Below are 17,627 nucleotides of genomic sequence, written 5' to 3' on the forward strand. Positions count from 1 at the left end.
CATGGTGCCATTCCGCCCCATTGTCATGACGAGCCCCGATACGGATTACCGGGAATATCGACCACACCCCGCCCTCACATCGTTCATCGTCTGCTACTGGCAGTCGGTGCCGAAAGAGGTGGGCGATGGTCGGACGTTAACAAGCATCATCGTCCCCGACGGGTGCACGGATATCATTTACGACAGGGATTCATTGACGGGCCGGTACGAATGGTCCTACTGCGGGATGTTCGATGACTATTTCCATGCCACCAGTCCGGGACGGGCCGGGTCTGTCACATGGGGTATCCGGTTCTACCCGGGGGCCTACCATCGCATCATCCGGGATCAGGCATCAAGCTTCACAGGAACCACGGTGCTCCTCGATGATCTGTCACCGGATCTTCTGAGGGAACTGACGGGTCTCGCCGAATGGGGCCTGAGTGTGGCATCCCTTGACTCTTTTTTTCTAAAGAAAGGTGGTACTCATTCAGCGTCCAACAGGTCCATCCAGGCGAACGCCGCAGTTTATTCGATCCTGGAGGGTAAAGGGATCCGGTCGGTTAAGGAAATTGCGGCTGAACAGTTCCTTTCAACCAGGACCCTCTCCAGGCTTTTCTCAGACTACGTCGGGCTCACGCCGAAGAAGTTCAGCGCCGTCATCCGGTTCCAGTCCCTTGTCTCGGATTATGTGAGAAGTGGAGGAAGAAATGTCGGGGAAGCTTCCGCCTCCTTTTATGACCAGTCCCATCTTTACCATGACATCCTGAAGAAGACGGGGAAGACCCCGTCCCAGCTCAAACTGTCCGATTTTTACAATCATTCCTGAAGGGGATCCTGTACGATGGAGAGGAAAGGGGAAATGAATATGATTCCACAGCGAATATCACTCGTTACACTGGGGGCGGAGGATCTGCCGAAGCTCCGTGCCTTCTATCAATCACTGGAATGGGAGGAAGCAGACTTCAGTTCGGATACATACGGCGTCTTCAAAACGGCCGGGGTCATGCTCACCCTGTTCCCTCATGAGGAGCTGGAGAAGGATGCCGGCGTCCCACTTGCCAAACCGACGGAAGGCTACAAGCCTGTCACCCTCGCCATCAACGTGGAAGAAAAAGAAGAAGTCGACCGTATCATCGACACCGTCCGGTCGAAGGGGGGCACCATCCTCCGCGAACCGAGCGACGCCTTCTGGGGAGGGCGCACCTCCTATTTTGCCGACACGGAGAAGAATCTGTGGGAAGTGGCGTGGAATCCTTCTTCGACGTTCGATGAGCGAGGTGCGATGCTGACTTTTTAAAAGTCGGCATTTTTTTGATGAAAGGAATGAAGGATGTTGAACTGTGAATGTGGAACCGGTACACCCGCAACAATCCGGATCGAGGGCGATGTCGGTGCCGACCCCGTCTGGTGCCATTCGTGCGGAAGCAACCTCGAGTTAGAAGGGATGGGCCTCTCCGATCTTTTATCAATGGAGCTTGATGAGTGGGGTCAAACATACGGGGAATGGATCGATTGGGACCATGATAAACTCCGGGCCGGTGGAATCGAAATGGAGGAAGCCTTCAACCAAAAGGGCAGCGGACTCGCATCCAAGGTGGAAAAAGAGCTTGTGGGAAGATTCGATGTCACCTTCATGCCCTCCACCAGTGCCCGGTTTTATGCCTCCATGGAAAGGCGGGGGTTCTGATGGAATTGACCCATACAAGGATTTTGGTCGACCGCTATAAAGAGTGCTCCCTATTTTACCGGGACGTGCTCGGTTTCAAGGTTGCATGGGGAGATGAGGAATCGAACGATGCGGACTTTGAGTTCGATGGAGTGAAGCTCGGGGTTTTCGACCGCAGGCAGATGGCGGCAGCGATCGGCGATGTGTACTGGAGAGATGATTCCCGGACAGACCGCGTGGCCTTGATCTTCAAGGTGGCGGATGTTGCCCGTTCTTATGAGGAATGGAAGGAAAGAGTCGATTTCATAACGGAGCCTGTGGAACAGCAGGAGTGGGGCATCAAGGTCGCTCATTTCCGCGATCCGGACGGGACGCTGCTTGAAATCTATGAAAACCTATAAAAAGGAGGGTGGCATGCCACTCTCCTTTTTCTATTCCTGTTTCCCCTTCATGATGCCATAAAAGAAAATTTTGTTGATATCCTCCGTCAGGGGAAGCGCCTTTGTATAGTTTTCCTCATTCTCCATATAGGTTCTGAGCATCTCCAGGTAAAATCGGATCGCGTCCTCTGAAAGGGAATCATCCACGTATCCCTGATCTTTTCCTTCCTGGATCAGCTGACTGAAGTAAGGAACGACTTTTTCTTCGTAAAGGTTCTCGAATAGATTTCCTTCTGTTGAATACTGTTTCATCAGGTACTGATAAAATTCCTCATGGATCTGTTGTGCGACCTCTTTTTTACTGAACATGATCATGCGGATCTTATCAGGAAAGGGGAGGTCACTGTGCACGAGCTCCTCGAACTGGGAAGAAGCGCTCTCGATGTAAAAGACGAACACGTCATATGTCAACTGATGCTTGCTTTCAAAGTAGTTGTAGATTGTCACTTGGGAAACGCCGGCTTCCTTGGCGATTTCAGCGATTGATACCTTCTGGATGCCATTCTTCATGAAAAGGGTCAGGGCGGCAAGAAGGATCGCCTGTTTCTTCTGTTCGCGACGGCGTTGGAATCCATCCATTTCATTCACCTCCCCATTAGTGTACTTAATTTTATGAAATATAACAAATGAATAAGTTCAAAACTTGTTGTGGAATCCATTATATTTGTATATTATGAAATAAAGTAGTTTAAAAAGTTCATAACTTTCGAGGGGTGTATTAGAATGGAAATCGTACACACAGAAGCGCTCAGAAAGACGTTTGGTTCGTTTCAAGCACTGAATGACGTCCAGCTCTCCATCAACCAAGGGGAAATCTACGGGTTCATCGGTCCGAATGGAGCCGGAAAATCCACAACGATCCGAATATTGCTCGGGATCCTCCGGTCAACGGGAGGGAAAGCCTCCATCTTCGGAAAGGATGTGTGGAGAGATGCGGTCGAGATTCATAAGCGCCTTTCTTATGTACCGGGTGATGTGACGCTCTGGCCAAACCTGACCGGGGGAGAAGTCATCGACCTCTTCCTGAAGATGAAAGGTGGAGCAGATCCCGCGCGACTGAAGAAGCTTATGGAGCGTTTTGACTTCGATCCGAGGAAGAAGTGCAGGACCTATTCGAAGGGGAACCGTCAGAAGGTCGCGCTGATTGTGGCCTTCGCGTCCGATTCGGAGCTGTTCATATTCGACGAACCGACGTCGGGATTGGATCCCCTCATGGAAAGGGTGTTCCAGGAGTATGTGCTCGAAGCGAAGGAGCGGGGGCACAGCGTCCTGTTATCAAGCCACATCTTATCGGAGGTCGAGCGATTATGCGACCGGGTCGGGATCATCCGGAAGGGGACGATGGTTGAGCAGGGAAGCCTTGATGAGCTGCGACATCTGACGCGGACGACACTTTATGTTGAAACAAAAGAGGCCTTGGATGATCTTGGGCAGAGGAGTGGGGTCCATGACCTGAAGGTTTCCGGTGCAGGCATGACGTTCCAGGCGGACCGGGATGAGCTTGGTTCCATCATGAAGGCCATCAGTGAAAAGGGGCTGGTGAAGATCGAGAGCTCACCGCCGACCCTCGAAGACCTGTTCATGCGTCATTATGAAGGAGATGAAGGGTGATGGAGGGACGATTTCATCAAACGGGGACCCTGATCAGCCTGATGCTCAGACGAAATCGGCTCTATCTTTCCGCATGGGTCGTCTCCTTAACGGTTCTTACCATCGTGACCGCTTTGTCGTACGCAGGGATGTACGGGAATGACCAGGAAAGGCAGTCCATGGCGGAAACGATGAAGAATCCCGCCATGACTGCCATGGTAGGGAAGGGATACGGACTGTCGGACTACACCGATGGGGCGATGCTCAGTCACCAGATGCTGTTGTTTACCATGATCGCTGCAGCCATCATGAGCATCCTGCTTGCTTCGCGTCACACGCGGGGGAGGAAGAGGATGGACGGATGGAGATGATCCGTGCGCTTCCCGTGGGAAGGGCGGCGAATCTGTCGGCCGTGCTGGTGCTCCTCCTCATGGCGAATGGGGGTCTGGCCGTTTTCTTGACAGGCGGGCTGGTGTCCCTTGGGATTGACAGTATAAGCCTTGGCGGTTCCCTCCTCTATGGGATCGCCGTCGGGAGTGCCGGCATGATCTTCGGAACCGTGACCCTGGTAGCGGGACAGCTATTCGGCAGCACGGTGGGGACGCTTGGCTGGAGCTTTGCCTTCCTCGGTCTTTCCTATCTACTGAGGGCCATCGGGGACGTGGGCGATCTGTTCCTCACCTGGTGTTCACCCCTCGGCTGGCTCCTTGAAACCCGGGTCTTCGTGCAGAATATATGGTGGCCGCTCCTCCCTGCGGCGGGCTGGATCGTGCTTGTGGCCTGGTTGGGCTTCAGGTTGAATGCTTCCAGGGACATCGGAAGCGGTCTGATACCGGCGAAAGCAGGGAGGGAGCGAGGATCAAGGTGGCTTACCGGTCCATTCGGACTCATGCTCAGGATCCAGCGGACGTCGTTGATCTCATGGGCCATCGGGATGCTGCTTCTGGGCGTCTCCTATGGTTCCGTCTTCGGTGACCTTGAAGCATTCCTGTCGGGGAATGAAGAGCTTGCCGCCATGCTGCCCGATGCATCCGGCCACAGCCTGACCGAACAATTCATGACCCTCATGATGATCGTCATCGCTGTCCTCGGCACGATCCCACCCCTCCTATTCCTTCATAAAGTAAGGAGCGAGGAGAAAAAAGGCACCCTTGAGCACCTTCTAGCAGGTCCGGTGTCTAGAATGCGTGTCCTTTGGCAGTATGTCCTGATCTCGATCCTATGGGGTGGCCTCGTGATCCTGCTCGCCATCGTGGGCTTATGGGCATCGGCATCGATGGTGATGGAAGAGCCCATCCCACTTGCGAATATGATCGCCTCGGGGATGGTGTATCTGCCGGCTCAGTGGTGCATGCTGGCTGTGAGCACGTTTTTCATAGGGGTAAGGCCACGGCTCCTCATCTTCACCTGGGGTTATCTTGTTTATTCATTCCTGGTTGTGTACCTCGGTGGGATGCTCGACCTTCCGGAGATGGTGAATCGATTGACTCCGTTCGGCTATATTCCTCGTCTGCCGGTGGAGTCATTCGAGGCAGGTCCGTTCCTGCTTATCTGTGCCTTCGCCATTCTATTCATGGTGGTCGGTGCATGGGGGTACAGAAAGAGGGATCTCCAAGGGTGATACAAAAAGGCATGGACCGTCGACCGGTTCATGCCTTTTCGATTTGGGACAGTTAGGCTGTTGAGCTCTCCAGGGATTCTTCGATATCGATATTCCGTGTATCCTTCATGAGCATCGTCACGCACCCGATGGCCGCGATCCATAGCCCGCAGAACAGGAAGACCCATGACACGCCGACAAGATCCGTGAGCCAGCCCATCAATAGGGAGGACACCGGGATCAAGAGGACGGAGGCACTGGTCAGGATCCCGTTCACCCGTCCGCGGAGATTCTCAGGGACGATGACCGCCATGATCGTCTGCAGCATGATATTGGCCGTGGTGACGAAGAACATGGCCGATCCATAGAGGATGAAGGCGATAGACATGGTGTGGATCAGGGCCATGGAAGCAAGAAGGGTCCCTGAGAAGATAAAGCCTGCCGCCATGAGGAGAGAGGGCCGGACCTTCTTCTGGATGTACCCGATGATGATCCCGGCAATGACGCCGCCGACAAGTCCTGCCGAATTCAGGAAACCGAAATCCTTCGCATTTCCCCCGTACTGACTGCTCGTCAGCACGACGAGGAGGGGACCGAATGAAGCGATGTTGATGATGACACAAAGGAGGGCAATCCTCTTCAGGACCGGGTGGTCTTTGATCGCCTCGATTCCCTGGCGCATCTGGGTGCGCATGGACGGCCGCTCTTCTTCCGGTGCTTCTTTATCGAAGGGCTTCAGCACCCGGATGAATGTCAATGCCAAAGCAGAGAACAGGAAGGCGACCGAGTTGATGAGGATACTGCCGGCCAGGGAGAACAAGGTGATCAAGAACCCCGAGGACGCATTGCCGGCCAGGGAAGACAGCTGACTGGTGGAGGATTTCATTCCATACAAGGATGCCACCTTATCCTTGCTCACGATATTGGGGACCACCTTGTTCTCTGCTGGATTCGTGATACTGTAGGCAAGGTAAAGAAGGAAGACGACGGCATAGATGATGAAGACAAGGGTGAGACCATCCACATAAAGGGAAGATAAAAACAGAATACCCAAAAGGATGCTTGCCGAAAGAAGGGAAAGCCGCAATAGTTTCACAGGATCAAAACGGTCGACCAGGACACCTGCAAGGGGGCTCGCCACCACCATGGCAATCGTACTTAAAGCGGCAATGACGGACGCCCCGAAGGCTGAGCCCGTTTCTGAATAGATGAACCACATCATGGCGAGATTGAACACCGTGCTGCCATAGGTGGATGTGACGTCGCTGATGAGCATGAGAACGATGTTCCGTTTGGTAGGGGAAGCCTTCAATGGAAATACCTCCAGATTATGGTTTTTAAGTTTGATAAAATCGTACCACTATTTTCTGAGGAATGGAACTGAAAATTTGAATTTAATTAAAATTTTTATGAGTGAGAGAGATTGTGAGTGTGATATAATGAGTATCATTAAAGTTGGAGGTGTCGCGTGATGGGGCAGATTGGAAAGAGGATTCGCCAGATCCGGAAGCAAAAAGGGAAAACACTGGCTGATGTGGCCGGCGATAAACTTTCGGTGAGCATGTTGAGCCTGATTGAAAATGGGAAGTCCAACCCCACCATGGGCAACCTCCGGCATATTGCCCGGATGCTTGAAGTGGGCGTCAGTGAATTGATCGGGGAAAGTGAAGGGGAAACGAAGGAGCTTTGGAGACAGGTAGAGGAGTATTTATCGGAAAAAGGATTTACCGATCCTGACCGGGTGTACGGCCTGATCCATCCCCATCTCGATGAAATTGCGCACACGTACCACGGTGCGGAGGTCTTTAAGATGTATGCCTATCTATTGGCCCTGAAGGGGGATCAGGCAGGCGCCACTCAATATATTGAAAAAGCCGAAGGTGTCTTTCTTAACCTGGGGCACAGGCAAAAAGCGACCGAGACCCGTCGGGATCTTTCCATGTTCCATTTCCTGAACGGTCAGTACGAAGAAGCACTGGAGACAATCCTGGAACTCAAACGGTTGATGGAGAATGAGCCTGAGATGATCGATAACCCCTCCTTAAAGATTAAGGTGTTTTACAACATCGGTGGGATTCACCTGGCACTCGGTAATCGCGAGGCAGGAAGGGACTTTCTATATGAAGCAGCACAGGAGAGTGCCCGGACGAGGGATATGACACGGGACCATGAAATCCTTTCAAACGGTGGGTATCTTGCCTTGATTCAAGGGGACATGGAGAGGTACCGCTACTATGAGGATCGTCTGGCGCTGCTCATCCAGATGACGGATGCAGAAGAAGTCCGGTTTGCCTATTACTTTTTAAAGATGTTACACGCCTATCTAATAGAAGGAAATCCAGAAGAAATCATTGGCCTTCATGCCCTTTATGAGGAGAAACCCGTTAAAGACAAGGCAATGAAGCTTGTGATGGACAGTTATATGCATCTTTATCTGGGCATCGCTTTCTTTCATCTCGGTGAGCATGGCAAGGCACTGGGGTATCTTTCTCAAGTACACGTACAGAATCCCATGGCCCGGCATCCTTATGACGTGGCCACCAAAGCAGAATCGTATGCCTACACTGCCCTGATCCACCTTCGGAAAAGGGAATCAGAAGAAGCCAGGAAAGAAGCGATTGCTGGGAGAGAGGCCGTACTTCCACTTGTTGACCATCCGTCAAAGGACTTTGTCCTTTCCGTATATGAAGAAGTCATGAATCAAACCGGTGCCATGAAGGAGCCACAAGGTTCCCTTCATGCAAAATGGAAAGAGCAGCTATAAGAAAAAGGAACGGGAGTCACGCTTCCCGTTCCTTTTCTTATGCCGCTTTCCCACGCTTAGGATTCTCCTTGGATACGAATAACAGTTTCTGCACCCAATCCCACGTAAAGATCCAATAGCCGATCAGGCTGCCGCTGACGTTCAGGATGATGTCATCCACATCGAAGCTACCCGTTTTGGTGATGAGCTGGGTCGATTCTACACCCAAGATCATGATGGTCATGGTGAGGATCAACGCTTTGACACTGCGCATCCTACGGAAAAGGAGTGGCAGGTAAAGACCCATTGGAAGGAAGGCAATGAGATTCCCTCCCAGGTTCGTGATCGGGATGTTGAGGGGAAGAGACCCCGTGAAGAGAGCCTGCACATAGCTCCAGATCGTACGGAACGGTATGAAATTCGAGCTGAAGCGGATGTACTGGGCGTACGTGATCTCACTTGCCCCGAATGTCCTTTGATCAAGGAAAAGCAGGTTCACACAGACGGCGATGTAGACAATAAAGCTTAGGATGATAATCGATTTGATGATGCGTTTCATGGTAGGTACCTCCGAATAGATTCTCGCCTATTATACCAATTATTAGTAGTATTGGGAGGTTTATTTCTCCCGGACCGGGTCGGAGGTGATGAGTCCAACAGGAATTTCGGTACTTCCGCCTGGTGCAAACGGGACTTCATTGAGATTGATTGATTCATAGATGACGTCTGCCCCTCCAGCTCCTTCAAACGACCTGGAAACGATCATGCCTTTGACCGTACCACCTCCAAGTACTTGAAATGTCGAATTCGGAGCGTAGATGAGGGTGGAATACGCACGCGCACCACCGGTGATGGTCACATTCTTTCCTCCTGTGAAAATGTGACCCTGAAATCCGCCGCTTCCGTTCATTTCGATATCTGCATTTTCTGCATAGAGGGAACCGAAGATCTTCTGATTGCCTCCCAGTTTGACGTTGGATGATGCGGTGGATTTAGCAAGGTAGATGTTCAGGCGCTTGATGTCACCATCATTATTCACCGTGCTCCCGGATCCCATGCTGATCTCATTCTTGACGTAGATCGTGAGTTTGCCTGTCCCTTTCAGGATGATGTGTCCGTTTTGGACATTGAGGTGATCCACCACGATGGCTTTGTCCGTATTTCCGACATTGATATAAAGGGTATAATTGGAGCCCATTTTGATTTCCTTGAAGGCGGTATTGCTGTTGAGCTTGAGTTCATAATCAGCTGCAAGATAGTTATCCACCTGCAGGACCCCGTTATTGATCACATTGTATTTATTGTATTCATTTCCCACTGTCACATTTGGGTGAAGCGGGTAGCTTGGGTAAGAAGGAAAAGGAGGTAGCTGAAACTGTGCCTGTTCCTTGAATGGTTGAGGTTGCGGGACCTTCATATAATCAGGTTTGTAGATGGCTATATTCTCCGATCCCTTTGGTACATAGATATTCCCATCGATCCCGGCACCGCCGTCGAATCGAATCGTGCTTGCGGCCTTGGAATTCGTCCCCATATTTCCTTTGATGTGGGCTCCACCGGAAAGGGAAATGGTTGTATCGGTGTAAACGGCCAGGTCTTTGTTGAGGGGAAGCCCGCCCTTCATCTCCCAGCTGATCGTAAACGTCTTCTCCAGCTGCTTGGTTCGTTTTCCGATGGTCCCGATTGAGGTGATCTTGTACCGACGCGGGTTTTCACCCGATACTTTGGCGATGGTCACTTTGGCTGAAGGCTTCTCTCCGAATGAAGAGGCAAAATCAGTGAGAGTCGTCGTTTTCACGATTTGGGACTCCAGGTTGGTGTAGAATCCGGCTGCGGTCGTTTGAAGTGGGTAAAGCTTACGTGCCGCATCCTCAGCAGCTTTCATTTGCTTGGTGATGCCGGCTTCGGCGATGTAATAGGCGGATTGATTGTCCCGTTCGGATGAAGTGGTCTTCGTATTATTGATGACGATGCTCATCACACCCATCCCCAGCACCGTCAGGACGGTCATGAGAAGGAGGACCATCATGAGGGACATGCCCCGTTCATTTGTGAGGTATTTTTTAAACATGACTGGTCACTTCCTTATGTACAGTGTCGTGGATAATGAGGATGCTTTTTTGTTTTCGTTTGACTTGCTCTTAAGGGTGAGGGTGATATTCCCGTCTTGTTGGACAGCGGAGAAGGAGGCGATATTCTCTCCAATTGTTTTGGACCCTTTTTGCAGGGTACTTCCTTTAAGCTCGATCTTGCCTGTATCCGTCTGGATGGTGTTGTTGGTAACGGAGATCGAAGTGGCGGAACGGATTTCTTTCGTCAGGAGGTTCATGGCAAGCCTGATATCTGCTTCGTGGGAAACCTGTTCCGTTTGATTGACGAACTGCTTTTGTCCAAAGATCTGGACGTTGGCGATCAGGACCATGACGATGGCGAGGACGACCATGGCCCCCAGCAGTTCAATCAGGGTGACACCGCGTTCATTATGGATCAGCTTCTTCATGGTGTTTTCCCCCAGCGGTTGATCGTTTCCATCTGAGCGAGGAGCTTGCTCTTCCCGGAATTCGGGTACACCTTGACCAGGACGCTGGATAGTCCATCCACCGGTGCTTTGATAGAGATTTCGATATAGGCATCTGACGTTTCTTTTTTATAGTAGTAGCGCTCTGTGTCTTTTCTTAGGTAGGTGACGTTTTTCAATGAGCCGATCGAGGTTTCATTCAGCGTGGTCATCTGCTGGTGGAGCTCTTCCATCGTCGTCTGGGCGACGTAGGTGGCATCCAGCATATCCTCCGACACTTTTGTCGAGGTCATGGAGTTGCCGAACAGGGGCACGAATACCGCCAAGATGACGCTTAAGATGACCAGTGACGCAAGAATTTCAACAAGGGTGACACCGCGGTCGTTCCGCGCGTACTGAAGGATCCATTTCATGGTTTGACCATCCTTTGTTTCCGTATTTTTCTATTCATATAGTACCATAGACCGTGAGTCTTTTGGGTTATTTTTAACGGATGAGGACGGTTCCGGTGCGCCATTTACTTTTAGATGGACCTTACATAGGATTTGAGCCCGCGAATCGAAACATGATAGACTGATAGGGATAAAGGACGTGAGAAAATATGTCAGGTACTGAAGCAGCGAAGCCTTTCCTTCTTACCTGCCTGTAGGGGACAGACCTTGAGGCCCCGTGCAGGCGGGTTCCATTCAAGGGAGGTCTTCATCTATGAAGAATCGAAAACGTGCCAAAACACGGCACCAACGTCGTCGCGTCATCCAACAAAAATTGTTTGTCGTCCGCAATGTGTGGGGGAGGGATGGGGAAGAACATATTCCGCATCCGTTCATCGTGCATCCGGGGAAACTGGCAAAGGGAAAACTGCACTGCTCATGCAGGATGTGCAAATACGATAAGCACTATCAGATTCCAAAACCCACCGTTGTGTCGAAGCTTGCGGTCATGCAACAGGAAGTGGACGAATATTTGTCAGAAGAATAAAGAAAGGGACCTCCGAATTGAGGTCCCTCTCTTTATGCGAAATGATAGGTTCTGTATCCACCGGTGTCGGAGGAGAGGTTGAGGATATTCCGGTCCTCCGGCATCCCTTTGAAGTAGGCACCGATGCAGCCGGTCGTACAGCGATGCCCGGCAATGAGGATGTTTTCTTCACTTCTATGCGTCGCTTGGAGCTCGTTCATGAAGTGAAACACACGGCGGACCAGGGCGTTCGGGTCTTCAATGCCCTTATATACTTCTGGATCGGGAAGCGGGCCGATGCGCTTCAGTTCCTCCAGCCGCACCCCGTCTGCTTCCCCGAGATCGATCACATTCAGGCGTTCATCTATCACGGGTGATCTGCCCGATACGATTTCTGCCGTTTGGCGTGCCCGTTCCTGAGGGGAGGAAAATACGTGGTCGAACCAAATTCCATTTAGGGCGTCCCGCAACGAATGAGCCTGCCCGATACCGTAGTCATTCAGGGGCAGGCCCCGTCTGCCCTGCATCCTGCGTTCTTTATTCCAATCGGTTTGGCCGTGGCGGATGACGTAGATCATCTGTAACTCCCTTTCGAATTGACTGAATTTTTTCTTGATAGTATAGCATGTTTAAGAATTCTTGGGAACGTTCTCCAATTCGGAACGTATATACAACTAGCAATTATATTTTTCTGCATAAGGAGTGACCATCATGGAACCAAAAGTTTCAATCAAACACCATAATCTGCGCATCAAATGGCAGTTCAGTACAATCGACATCCCCGTCTCCGACATCACAGACGTAACGCTGGATGACACGTATGCTGGGGAAGAAAAACGGGCCATCAGACTCGGATTCCCATACGGCCACACCGACCGGGTGGTAATCAAGACCAGGAGCGAAACCTATCTGCTTTATACAAGCAATGGTGGCATGAAAGATAAGATTGAAACACTCATGAAACAGGCCGCTGTATAAAAAATACATGTAGATTCTAGTAATATTTATCCATATTCCCCTTCATTTTCTGGTAAACTAGTTCGGGTAGGGAAATGTTTGCGCGTAATTGTAAGAATAATAGAAAAGTTCCGAGGGGGAATTGTGGTGAAGATCACGATTATGAGTGAGGTGTTCCACCAGGCGTTGGGAGATGTGGTGAGGGCGGTTTCGACGAGAACGCCGATGCCGGTGCTGACGGGTGTGCATCTTGTAGCGACGGAGGAAGGGCTCACGCTTGTCGGCAGCGATTCCGACCTGATTATCACGAGGGAGCTGCCTGCTGAAGCGGGGAGGCTCGACGTTGAGAAGCCGGGAGCGATTGTCCTTCCTGCCAGGTATTTGGCTGAGATCGTCAAGAAGCTCTCGGGTCCGATCCACCTCCAGTTGATTGACGATACGACGGCCGATATCCGGTGCGGGGAGATCAAGACGAAGTTGAAGGGCTTCCCTTCCGATGACTATCCGAAGCTTCCCGTCATGGAAGGGAGCGAAACGCTTCAGCTTGATGCCTCCCAGTGGATGGAAATGCTGAAGCAGACCGTATTTGCCGTTTCGAAAAGTGAAGCAAAACCGGTCCTGACCGGAGTACATATTTCCATGGGGGAGGGGCGGCTGAAATCGGTTGCCACCGATTCACACCGCCTCGCCTATCGTGAAACAATGATTGATCAACAAATCGAACGGGCATGCATCGTCCCGTATCAGGCGATCGGGGAGCTCATCAAGCTGTGGGACGGCAAGACAGAGGCAGTGGAGGTGGCCATGAACGAGCATCATATCCACTGCCGCCTAGGTGAAACCAGCCTCTATTCCCGCTTGATTGATGGGAAGTATCCCAACGTATCTGGTCTCATTCCGGAAGGCGGTGAGACGCTCGTGAAGATGGAGACGAAGCAGCTGTTGAAAGGTGTCGACCGCGCGTGCCTCTTTGCCGGGGAATGGAAGAACCATAATGTATACATCACCATTCACGACGGAAGGATGAAGCTTTCATCTGCCGCCACACAGCTTGGGAATATCGAAGAATCACAGAAGATCATCGAGATCGAAGGCGCGGAGGAAATGAAGATGACCCTCGACGGGAAGTACTTGATGGAAGCGCTGAGATCAGTGAAGGAAGAGACCGTGACCCTGCAATTCGGGGGCATCATGAAGCCTGTGGTGATTCGCCCTGAAGGCAATGCCGCCCATCTTCAGCTCATTTCACCGGTCAGGGCCTACTAGGATGGAGACAACATGAATATCGTACCGAATACGATCGCAGTCGTCAGCGTCACCCTCACCCAGGGCGATCAGGTGTTTCTGATCCAAGAAAATAAGCCCGGGATCAGTGGCAAGTGGAATTTTCCCGGAGGTCGGATCGAAGCAGGGGAAGATATTGCCGACGCTGCCTGGAGGGAAGTGAAAGAAGAGACGGGCTACTCCGTCCAGCTCACTTCGACGACAGGCGTCTATCCGTTCATCAGTGAAAAAGGCAGCCGTATCGTCCTGTTCCATTTCACCGGGGTGGTGACCGGGGGAAGCTTCCGCCCGGCAGAAGGGGAGATCCAGGACGGGAAATGGATGACCCTTGCAGAGCTAGAAGCGATGGACGACGCAGATCTCAGAGAACCCGCTACCCTGCGGAACATCATCGACCACATGAAGAATGACGACCTTTACCCTGTGGATCTCTATGCAGGACTGAGGCCGGAAGTGAGCTGAGGAGGAAGCGGGATGAATGATCCATTTCATGGGCTGAGATCCCATATGAAAACTATGAAGGAAAGAATGAAAGCATCAGGTGCAGCCCTTGTGGTCATGAAGGATAACCGGGTCGTCGAGGAATGGTACGACGGTTTCCATCATGGCCGGACAGGGGCGAGGAGCATCGATGCTTCTTCGCGTTTCAACGTCTACTCCGTCCGCGTGACCTATATCGCCCTGGCCGCCGCCATCTGCATCGAGGAAGGATCTATCCATCTCCACGATCCCCTGAAGGACTACCTTCCCGGAATCCCGGGTGAGGCAACCGTTCAACATCTGCTTACGAGGAGCACGGGATTGAAGTGGACGGAAGGAAGGGCAGAAGTGGTGGCTCCGCCGGGCACCGTACTGGAAGGGAAGCGGCCGGACCTCGTGGCCGCCATCATACAGAAAGCAACGGGTCAAACCATCCGGGAAATCCTTCATGAACGGCTCATCGACCCCATGGGATGGACCCATACAGGGTGGATGGGAGCGGCCGCAGAGAATCTCGTCTGTGACGTGTCTTCCCTCGGATACCCAACGATCCGGTTGGGCGCCGACGACGGGACGGACCGCAATCTATTTGTGAATGCGAGGGAACTCGCCGAATGGGGGAACCTCCATTTAAACCATGGCACTCTGAGCGGGAAGCGGATCATTCCGGAAGAAATGATCCGGCAGGTGATCAGCCCCGTCCACCGGTCCGGGCAACCGTCCTTCGGCTATTTTTGGTGGCAGAAAGAAGGACAGGGCAGTCACCCACAAAACGAACTGGGCGCAACGCTGCCAGACGGCTCCTTCCAGATCTTCGGTGCCTCCGGCTGCGCCTGTCTCGTCATCCCGGAGTACCGGGCCGTTGCGGTTCGATTGTTTAATAGTTTGTATGAGGGATATGACTATCTGGCGGATATCCAAGGGTTCGGGGATGAAGTGATGAGAGGGTTGAGAAAGGGAGAGTGCTGATATGATTACGCTGACCAACAAAATTACGAACCTTATGAAAACCTATTACGTACCTGGAATGGGTCTCACCATATTGGACAACCAAACCATTTCCACTCTCTCGCTCGGCCTGGCCCAAAGGGACAAAGAGAGCATAACGGAAGACACCCTTTTCCACGCCTGCTCGATTTCCAAATTCGCGACCTCCATGCTGGTACTGAAGCTATGCCACCAAGGATTGCTCTCACTGGATCATCCCGTTCAAGACTACCTGAGGTCCTGGTCGCTCAAGAGTGGTGATGGCCCCGTTACCCTTCGCCACCTCCTCAGTCATCAGGGGGGAATTGAGGATCCTGAAGGTAGCTTCGGCATTCATCCAGGCCGCCCTGATATGGCACAGATCCTTAATGGAGAAACGCCTGCATGCCCCGCACGCATTGAGGCAGTCAAGCCGCCAAACCAGGAGTTCATCTATTCAGATGCCGGCTATTGCATCGTCCAACAGGTGGTGGAAGACGTACTGGATATCCCGTTTGAAACGGCGATCGAAGAGCACCTGTTCCGTCCACTGGGAATGAAGCGAAGCATGTACGAGCCGACTTTTCCCATGACCTCTGGACACGAGCCCGATGGCTCCGTCATGAAGGACCGGATACCCCATTATCCGTATGCCGCGGCATCGGGTCTATGGAGCACGCCTTCCGACTTGATGAAACTCGTGAAGGAGCTCTTCCGTTCTTTAAACGGAGAGGGGATCTTATTTTCCAAAGAGTATGCGATGGACATGATTTCTCCGCAAGGCGCCGCATCCTGGGCAGGACTTGGCGTGTTCGTGGATGGAGAAGGAAACTCCAAGGAGATTTCTTCCCTCGGTTGGGGAGAAGGGTTTCAGTCCATGATGGTCGCCGAGCCATTGGAGGGAAAAGCATGGATCATCATGACAAACGGCAATACGGGCATCCATCAGATGAATGGGCTGATTGGTGATGTGTACCGACTACTCACAACATAGCGCTTGGAAAAGGAGGGAAAGACAGTGAAGAAGGAATACTTTATCGGCATCGTGCCCCCAGAAGAGTACCTGGAAAGGGTTCAACAGTTTCAGAACAGGTGGATGGGAAACGTAGGGGTGGAGCCCCACATCACCCTGAAAGCCCAAGGGGGACTATCGCCTGACCGGAAGTGGCTGGATGAAGTGAAGGGGGTGGTTTCACGCTTCCGCCCGTTTTCCTTAAGTCTCGGGGAACCGGCTTATTTCGGAGGGATCATCCTATATCTTACTGTCCATTCCCCTGCTCTCTTTGATCTTCATCGCGAGATTGTCCAGGCTGTGTCCCCTTCACCGGAAGAGATCCGGCAGTACTTTGAACTGGAGGCATTCGTACCGCATCTGACACTGGGAAAAGAGCTGTATCCCTCATCGATCCGGGAAGGGGTAGGAAAAACGGATCTTGGCGTCATGGAACACCAGGCTAGAAGTGAGCTCGTCCCGTATCCTCGTTTTGATGTCACCTCCATTCGGGTGTACGAATTGAATACGGATAAAAAGCAATACGAACCGCTCATCGACCTGCCATTACGCACAGTCTGATAAAAAAAGGAGAACAATCATGGAAAAACTCTATCTGATTCACGGCTTCATGGGAACGGGGCAAGCTCATTTCTCCCACCAGATCGAAGCGTTCAAAGACGACTATGACGTCATTGCACTGGATCTTCCCGGGCACGGGAATTCAACCGTAGAGCTTCAAGGAGATTACATAGAAGGCGCCATCCGCTTTGTTGAACAACAGATTGAACAGCACGGAAAAGGCTATGTGGTCGGTTTGTCACTCGGGGCAACCCTGGCCATCCATCTCGCCCTCCGCACACCGGAACTGATGAAGGGGATCGTCATCACCGGCTATTCACCATTCATCCCTGATGAGCTGAAAGGCATCATGGAAGAGCAGCACCGCCATTTCCTCAGCATTGAAGATCACGAGCCGGAAGTGGCCGCACATTTCAACAACCTGCACGGCGAAAAGTGGAAGAAGATCCGGAGGGTCGTCCTCGACCGGATGACCTACGACTATCCTTCCGTGAGCGCAGCCGACCTTGCCGCTCTGTCGGTCCCGGCCCTCATCCTGAACGGAAGCATCGACCCCCACGAAGTCGATGCCGTCGCATTCATGAAGAAGGCAAACCCGGCCATCGAGACGGGGCTCATCCCGGGTGGCAGCCATATTGCCAATATGGACTGTCCTAAAGTATACAATGAAATTTTGCGTGCATTTTTAGAGAAGAAACGGTAAAGGGGAAGGGGGATTCCAGGTAGTTGGAATCCCTTTTCTTCTTAAATTGTTATGCATAGAACAGATATTGATAAGCCCTCCTTATGACCACTCATCCAAAAAACCATCTTTGCTTATCAGGAAAAATCTTCTATTCTTAAACTAGAATCATAGCCGGAGGAGTGGAAA

Annotated in this window: 23 protein-coding genes; 16 read left to right on the plus strand and 7 right to left on the minus strand. The window is 51.9% G+C overall.

Annotated features, from left to right (window positions below; translation table 11 throughout):
• Position 1 precedes the first annotated feature (1 nt).
• The 4 genes from D5E69_RS05655 to D5E69_RS05670 are packed head-to-tail and all read left to right on the plus strand — an operon-like array spanning position 2 to position 2,049.
• Positions 2–808 (plus strand): helix-turn-helix domain-containing protein, encoded by an 807-nt coding sequence (locus D5E69_RS05655; RefSeq protein ID WP_159129390.1) that lies wholly within the window; start codon positions 2–4, stop codon positions 806–808.
• Positions 809–823: 15 nt separating this feature from the next.
• Positions 824–1,279, plus strand: coding sequence for a VOC family protein (locus D5E69_RS05660; protein WP_249931566.1), 456 nt, complete (start codon positions 824–826; stop codon positions 1,277–1,279).
• A gap of 33 nt (positions 1,280–1,312) precedes the next feature.
• Complete coding sequence (locus tag D5E69_RS05665) at positions 1,313–1,669, plus strand: immunity protein CdiI family protein (protein ID WP_159129391.1); 357 nt, start codon at positions 1,313–1,315, stop codon at positions 1,667–1,669.
• Positions 1,669–2,049 carry a VOC family protein gene (locus D5E69_RS05670; RefSeq protein WP_159129392.1) on the plus strand — a complete coding sequence of 127 codons (381 nt, stop codon included), beginning with the start codon at positions 1,669–1,671 and terminating at the stop codon, positions 2,047–2,049. The genes D5E69_RS05665 and D5E69_RS05670 overlap by 1 nt, the downstream gene beginning before the upstream one ends.
• 30 nt (positions 2,050–2,079) lie before the next feature.
• Here the strand turns inward: D5E69_RS05670 and D5E69_RS05675 are convergent, their stop codons facing one another.
• On the minus strand, positions 2,080–2,667 hold the full coding sequence (locus tag D5E69_RS05675; RefSeq protein WP_159129393.1) for a TetR/AcrR family transcriptional regulator: 588 nt from the start codon (positions 2,665–2,667) through the stop codon (positions 2,080–2,082).
• Between the two features lie 144 nt (positions 2,668–2,811).
• Between D5E69_RS05675 and D5E69_RS05680 the strand changes: the two genes are divergently transcribed.
• From D5E69_RS05680 to D5E69_RS05685, 3 genes are read left to right on the plus strand one after another with little or no spacing between them, the layout of a single operon-like run.
• Positions 2,812–3,699, plus strand: a complete 888-nt coding sequence (locus D5E69_RS05680) for an ABC transporter ATP-binding protein (protein WP_048005270.1) — start codon at positions 2,812–2,814, stop codon at positions 3,697–3,699.
• Positions 3,699–4,049 (plus strand): hypothetical protein, encoded by a 351-nt coding sequence (locus D5E69_RS23590; RefSeq protein WP_249931567.1) that lies wholly within the window; start codon positions 3,699–3,701, stop codon positions 4,047–4,049. Before D5E69_RS05680 ends, D5E69_RS23590 begins: the two co-directional genes overlap by 1 nt.
• A complete protein-coding gene (locus D5E69_RS05685) occupies positions 4,040–5,299 on the plus strand; it encodes an ABC transporter permease (protein ID WP_249931568.1) in 1,260 nt (419 codons plus the stop codon). The genes D5E69_RS23590 and D5E69_RS05685 overlap by 10 nt, the downstream gene beginning before the upstream one ends.
• Positions 5,300–5,351: 52 nt before the next feature.
• On the opposite strand, the gene D5E69_RS05690 is transcribed toward D5E69_RS05685, so the two are convergent.
• Positions 5,352–6,590, minus strand: coding sequence for an MFS transporter (locus D5E69_RS05690; protein WP_048005268.1), 1,239 nt, complete (start codon positions 6,588–6,590; stop codon positions 5,352–5,354).
• 159 nt (positions 6,591–6,749) lie between these two features.
• Between D5E69_RS05690 and D5E69_RS05695 the strand changes: the two genes are divergently transcribed.
• Positions 6,750–8,042 carry a helix-turn-helix domain-containing protein gene (locus tag D5E69_RS05695; protein ID WP_159129394.1) on the plus strand — a complete coding sequence of 431 codons (1,293 nt, stop codon included), beginning with the start codon at positions 6,750–6,752 and terminating at the stop codon, positions 8,040–8,042.
• A 37-nt stretch (positions 8,043–8,079) separates the two neighbouring features.
• On the opposite strand, the gene D5E69_RS05700 is transcribed toward D5E69_RS05695, so the two are convergent.
• From D5E69_RS05700 to D5E69_RS05715, 4 genes are read right to left on the minus strand one after another with little or no spacing between them, the layout of a single operon-like run.
• Positions 8,080–8,580: a VanZ family protein gene (locus D5E69_RS05700; protein WP_048005266.1), complete on the minus strand. Its 501-nt coding sequence runs from the start codon at positions 8,578–8,580 to the stop codon at positions 8,080–8,082.
• Between the two features lie 60 nt (positions 8,581–8,640).
• Positions 8,641–10,092, minus strand: a complete 1,452-nt coding sequence (locus tag D5E69_RS05705; protein WP_159129395.1) for a DUF7305 domain-containing protein — start codon at positions 10,090–10,092, stop codon at positions 8,641–8,643.
• Positions 10,093–10,098: 6 nt separating this feature from the next.
• On the minus strand, positions 10,099–10,521 hold the full coding sequence (locus D5E69_RS05710) for a PilW family protein (RefSeq protein ID WP_159129396.1): 423 nt from the start codon (positions 10,519–10,521) through the stop codon (positions 10,099–10,101).
• Positions 10,518–10,952, minus strand: coding sequence for a type IV pilus modification PilV family protein (locus D5E69_RS05715; RefSeq protein WP_148796042.1), 435 nt, complete (start codon positions 10,950–10,952; stop codon positions 10,518–10,520). Before D5E69_RS05715 ends, D5E69_RS05710 begins: the two co-directional genes overlap by 4 nt.
• A 292-nt stretch (positions 10,953–11,244) precedes the next feature.
• Here D5E69_RS05715 and D5E69_RS05720 point away from each other — a divergent pair, with 292 nt between their 5' ends.
• Positions 11,245–11,517 (plus strand): hypothetical protein, encoded by a 273-nt coding sequence (locus D5E69_RS05720; protein WP_187427112.1) that lies wholly within the window; start codon positions 11,245–11,247, stop codon positions 11,515–11,517.
• 32 nt (positions 11,518–11,549) lie between these two features.
• On the opposite strand, the gene D5E69_RS05725 is transcribed toward D5E69_RS05720, so the two are convergent.
• On the minus strand, positions 11,550–12,074 hold the full coding sequence (locus D5E69_RS05725) for a histidine phosphatase family protein (protein WP_148796040.1): 525 nt from the start codon (positions 12,072–12,074) through the stop codon (positions 11,550–11,552).
• Between the two features lie 133 nt (positions 12,075–12,207).
• Between D5E69_RS05725 and D5E69_RS05730 the strand changes: the two genes are divergently transcribed.
• From D5E69_RS05730 to D5E69_RS05760, 7 genes are all read left to right on the plus strand, one after another.
• Positions 12,208–12,474 (plus strand): SunI/YnzG family protein, encoded by a 267-nt coding sequence (locus D5E69_RS05730; RefSeq protein ID WP_148796038.1) that lies wholly within the window; start codon positions 12,208–12,210, stop codon positions 12,472–12,474.
• Positions 12,475–12,600: 126 nt separating this feature from the next.
• Entirely contained in the window at positions 12,601–13,719 is a 1,119-nt protein-coding gene (dnaN, locus tag D5E69_RS05735) for a DNA polymerase III subunit beta (RefSeq protein WP_159129397.1), read from the plus strand.
• 12 nt (positions 13,720–13,731) lie between these two features.
• Positions 13,732–14,199, plus strand: coding sequence for an NUDIX hydrolase (locus tag D5E69_RS05740; protein WP_048005259.1), 468 nt, complete (start codon positions 13,732–13,734; stop codon positions 14,197–14,199).
• A 12-nt stretch (positions 14,200–14,211) separates the two neighbouring features.
• On the plus strand, positions 14,212–15,186 hold the full coding sequence (locus tag D5E69_RS05745) for a serine hydrolase domain-containing protein (RefSeq protein ID WP_148796032.1): 975 nt from the start codon (positions 14,212–14,214) through the stop codon (positions 15,184–15,186).
• A 1-nt stretch (position 15,187) separates the two neighbouring features.
• Positions 15,188–16,177, plus strand: coding sequence for a serine hydrolase domain-containing protein (locus D5E69_RS05750; protein WP_048005257.1), 990 nt, complete (start codon positions 15,188–15,190; stop codon positions 16,175–16,177).
• Positions 16,178–16,201: 24 nt separating this feature from the next.
• A complete protein-coding gene (locus D5E69_RS05755; RefSeq protein ID WP_048005256.1) occupies positions 16,202–16,756 on the plus strand; it encodes a 2'-5' RNA ligase family protein in 555 nt (184 codons plus the stop codon).
• 19 nt (positions 16,757–16,775) lie between these two features.
• Positions 16,776–17,459 carry an alpha/beta fold hydrolase gene (locus D5E69_RS05760; RefSeq protein ID WP_148796030.1) on the plus strand — a complete coding sequence of 228 codons (684 nt, stop codon included), beginning with the start codon at positions 16,776–16,778 and terminating at the stop codon, positions 17,457–17,459.
• Positions 17,460–17,627: the final 168 nt, after the last annotated feature.

This window comes from Rossellomorea marisflavi (assembly GCF_009806575.1).
GTDB classification, from domain to species: Bacteria; Bacillota; Bacilli; order Bacillales; family Bacillaceae_B; genus Rossellomorea; species Rossellomorea marisflavi_A.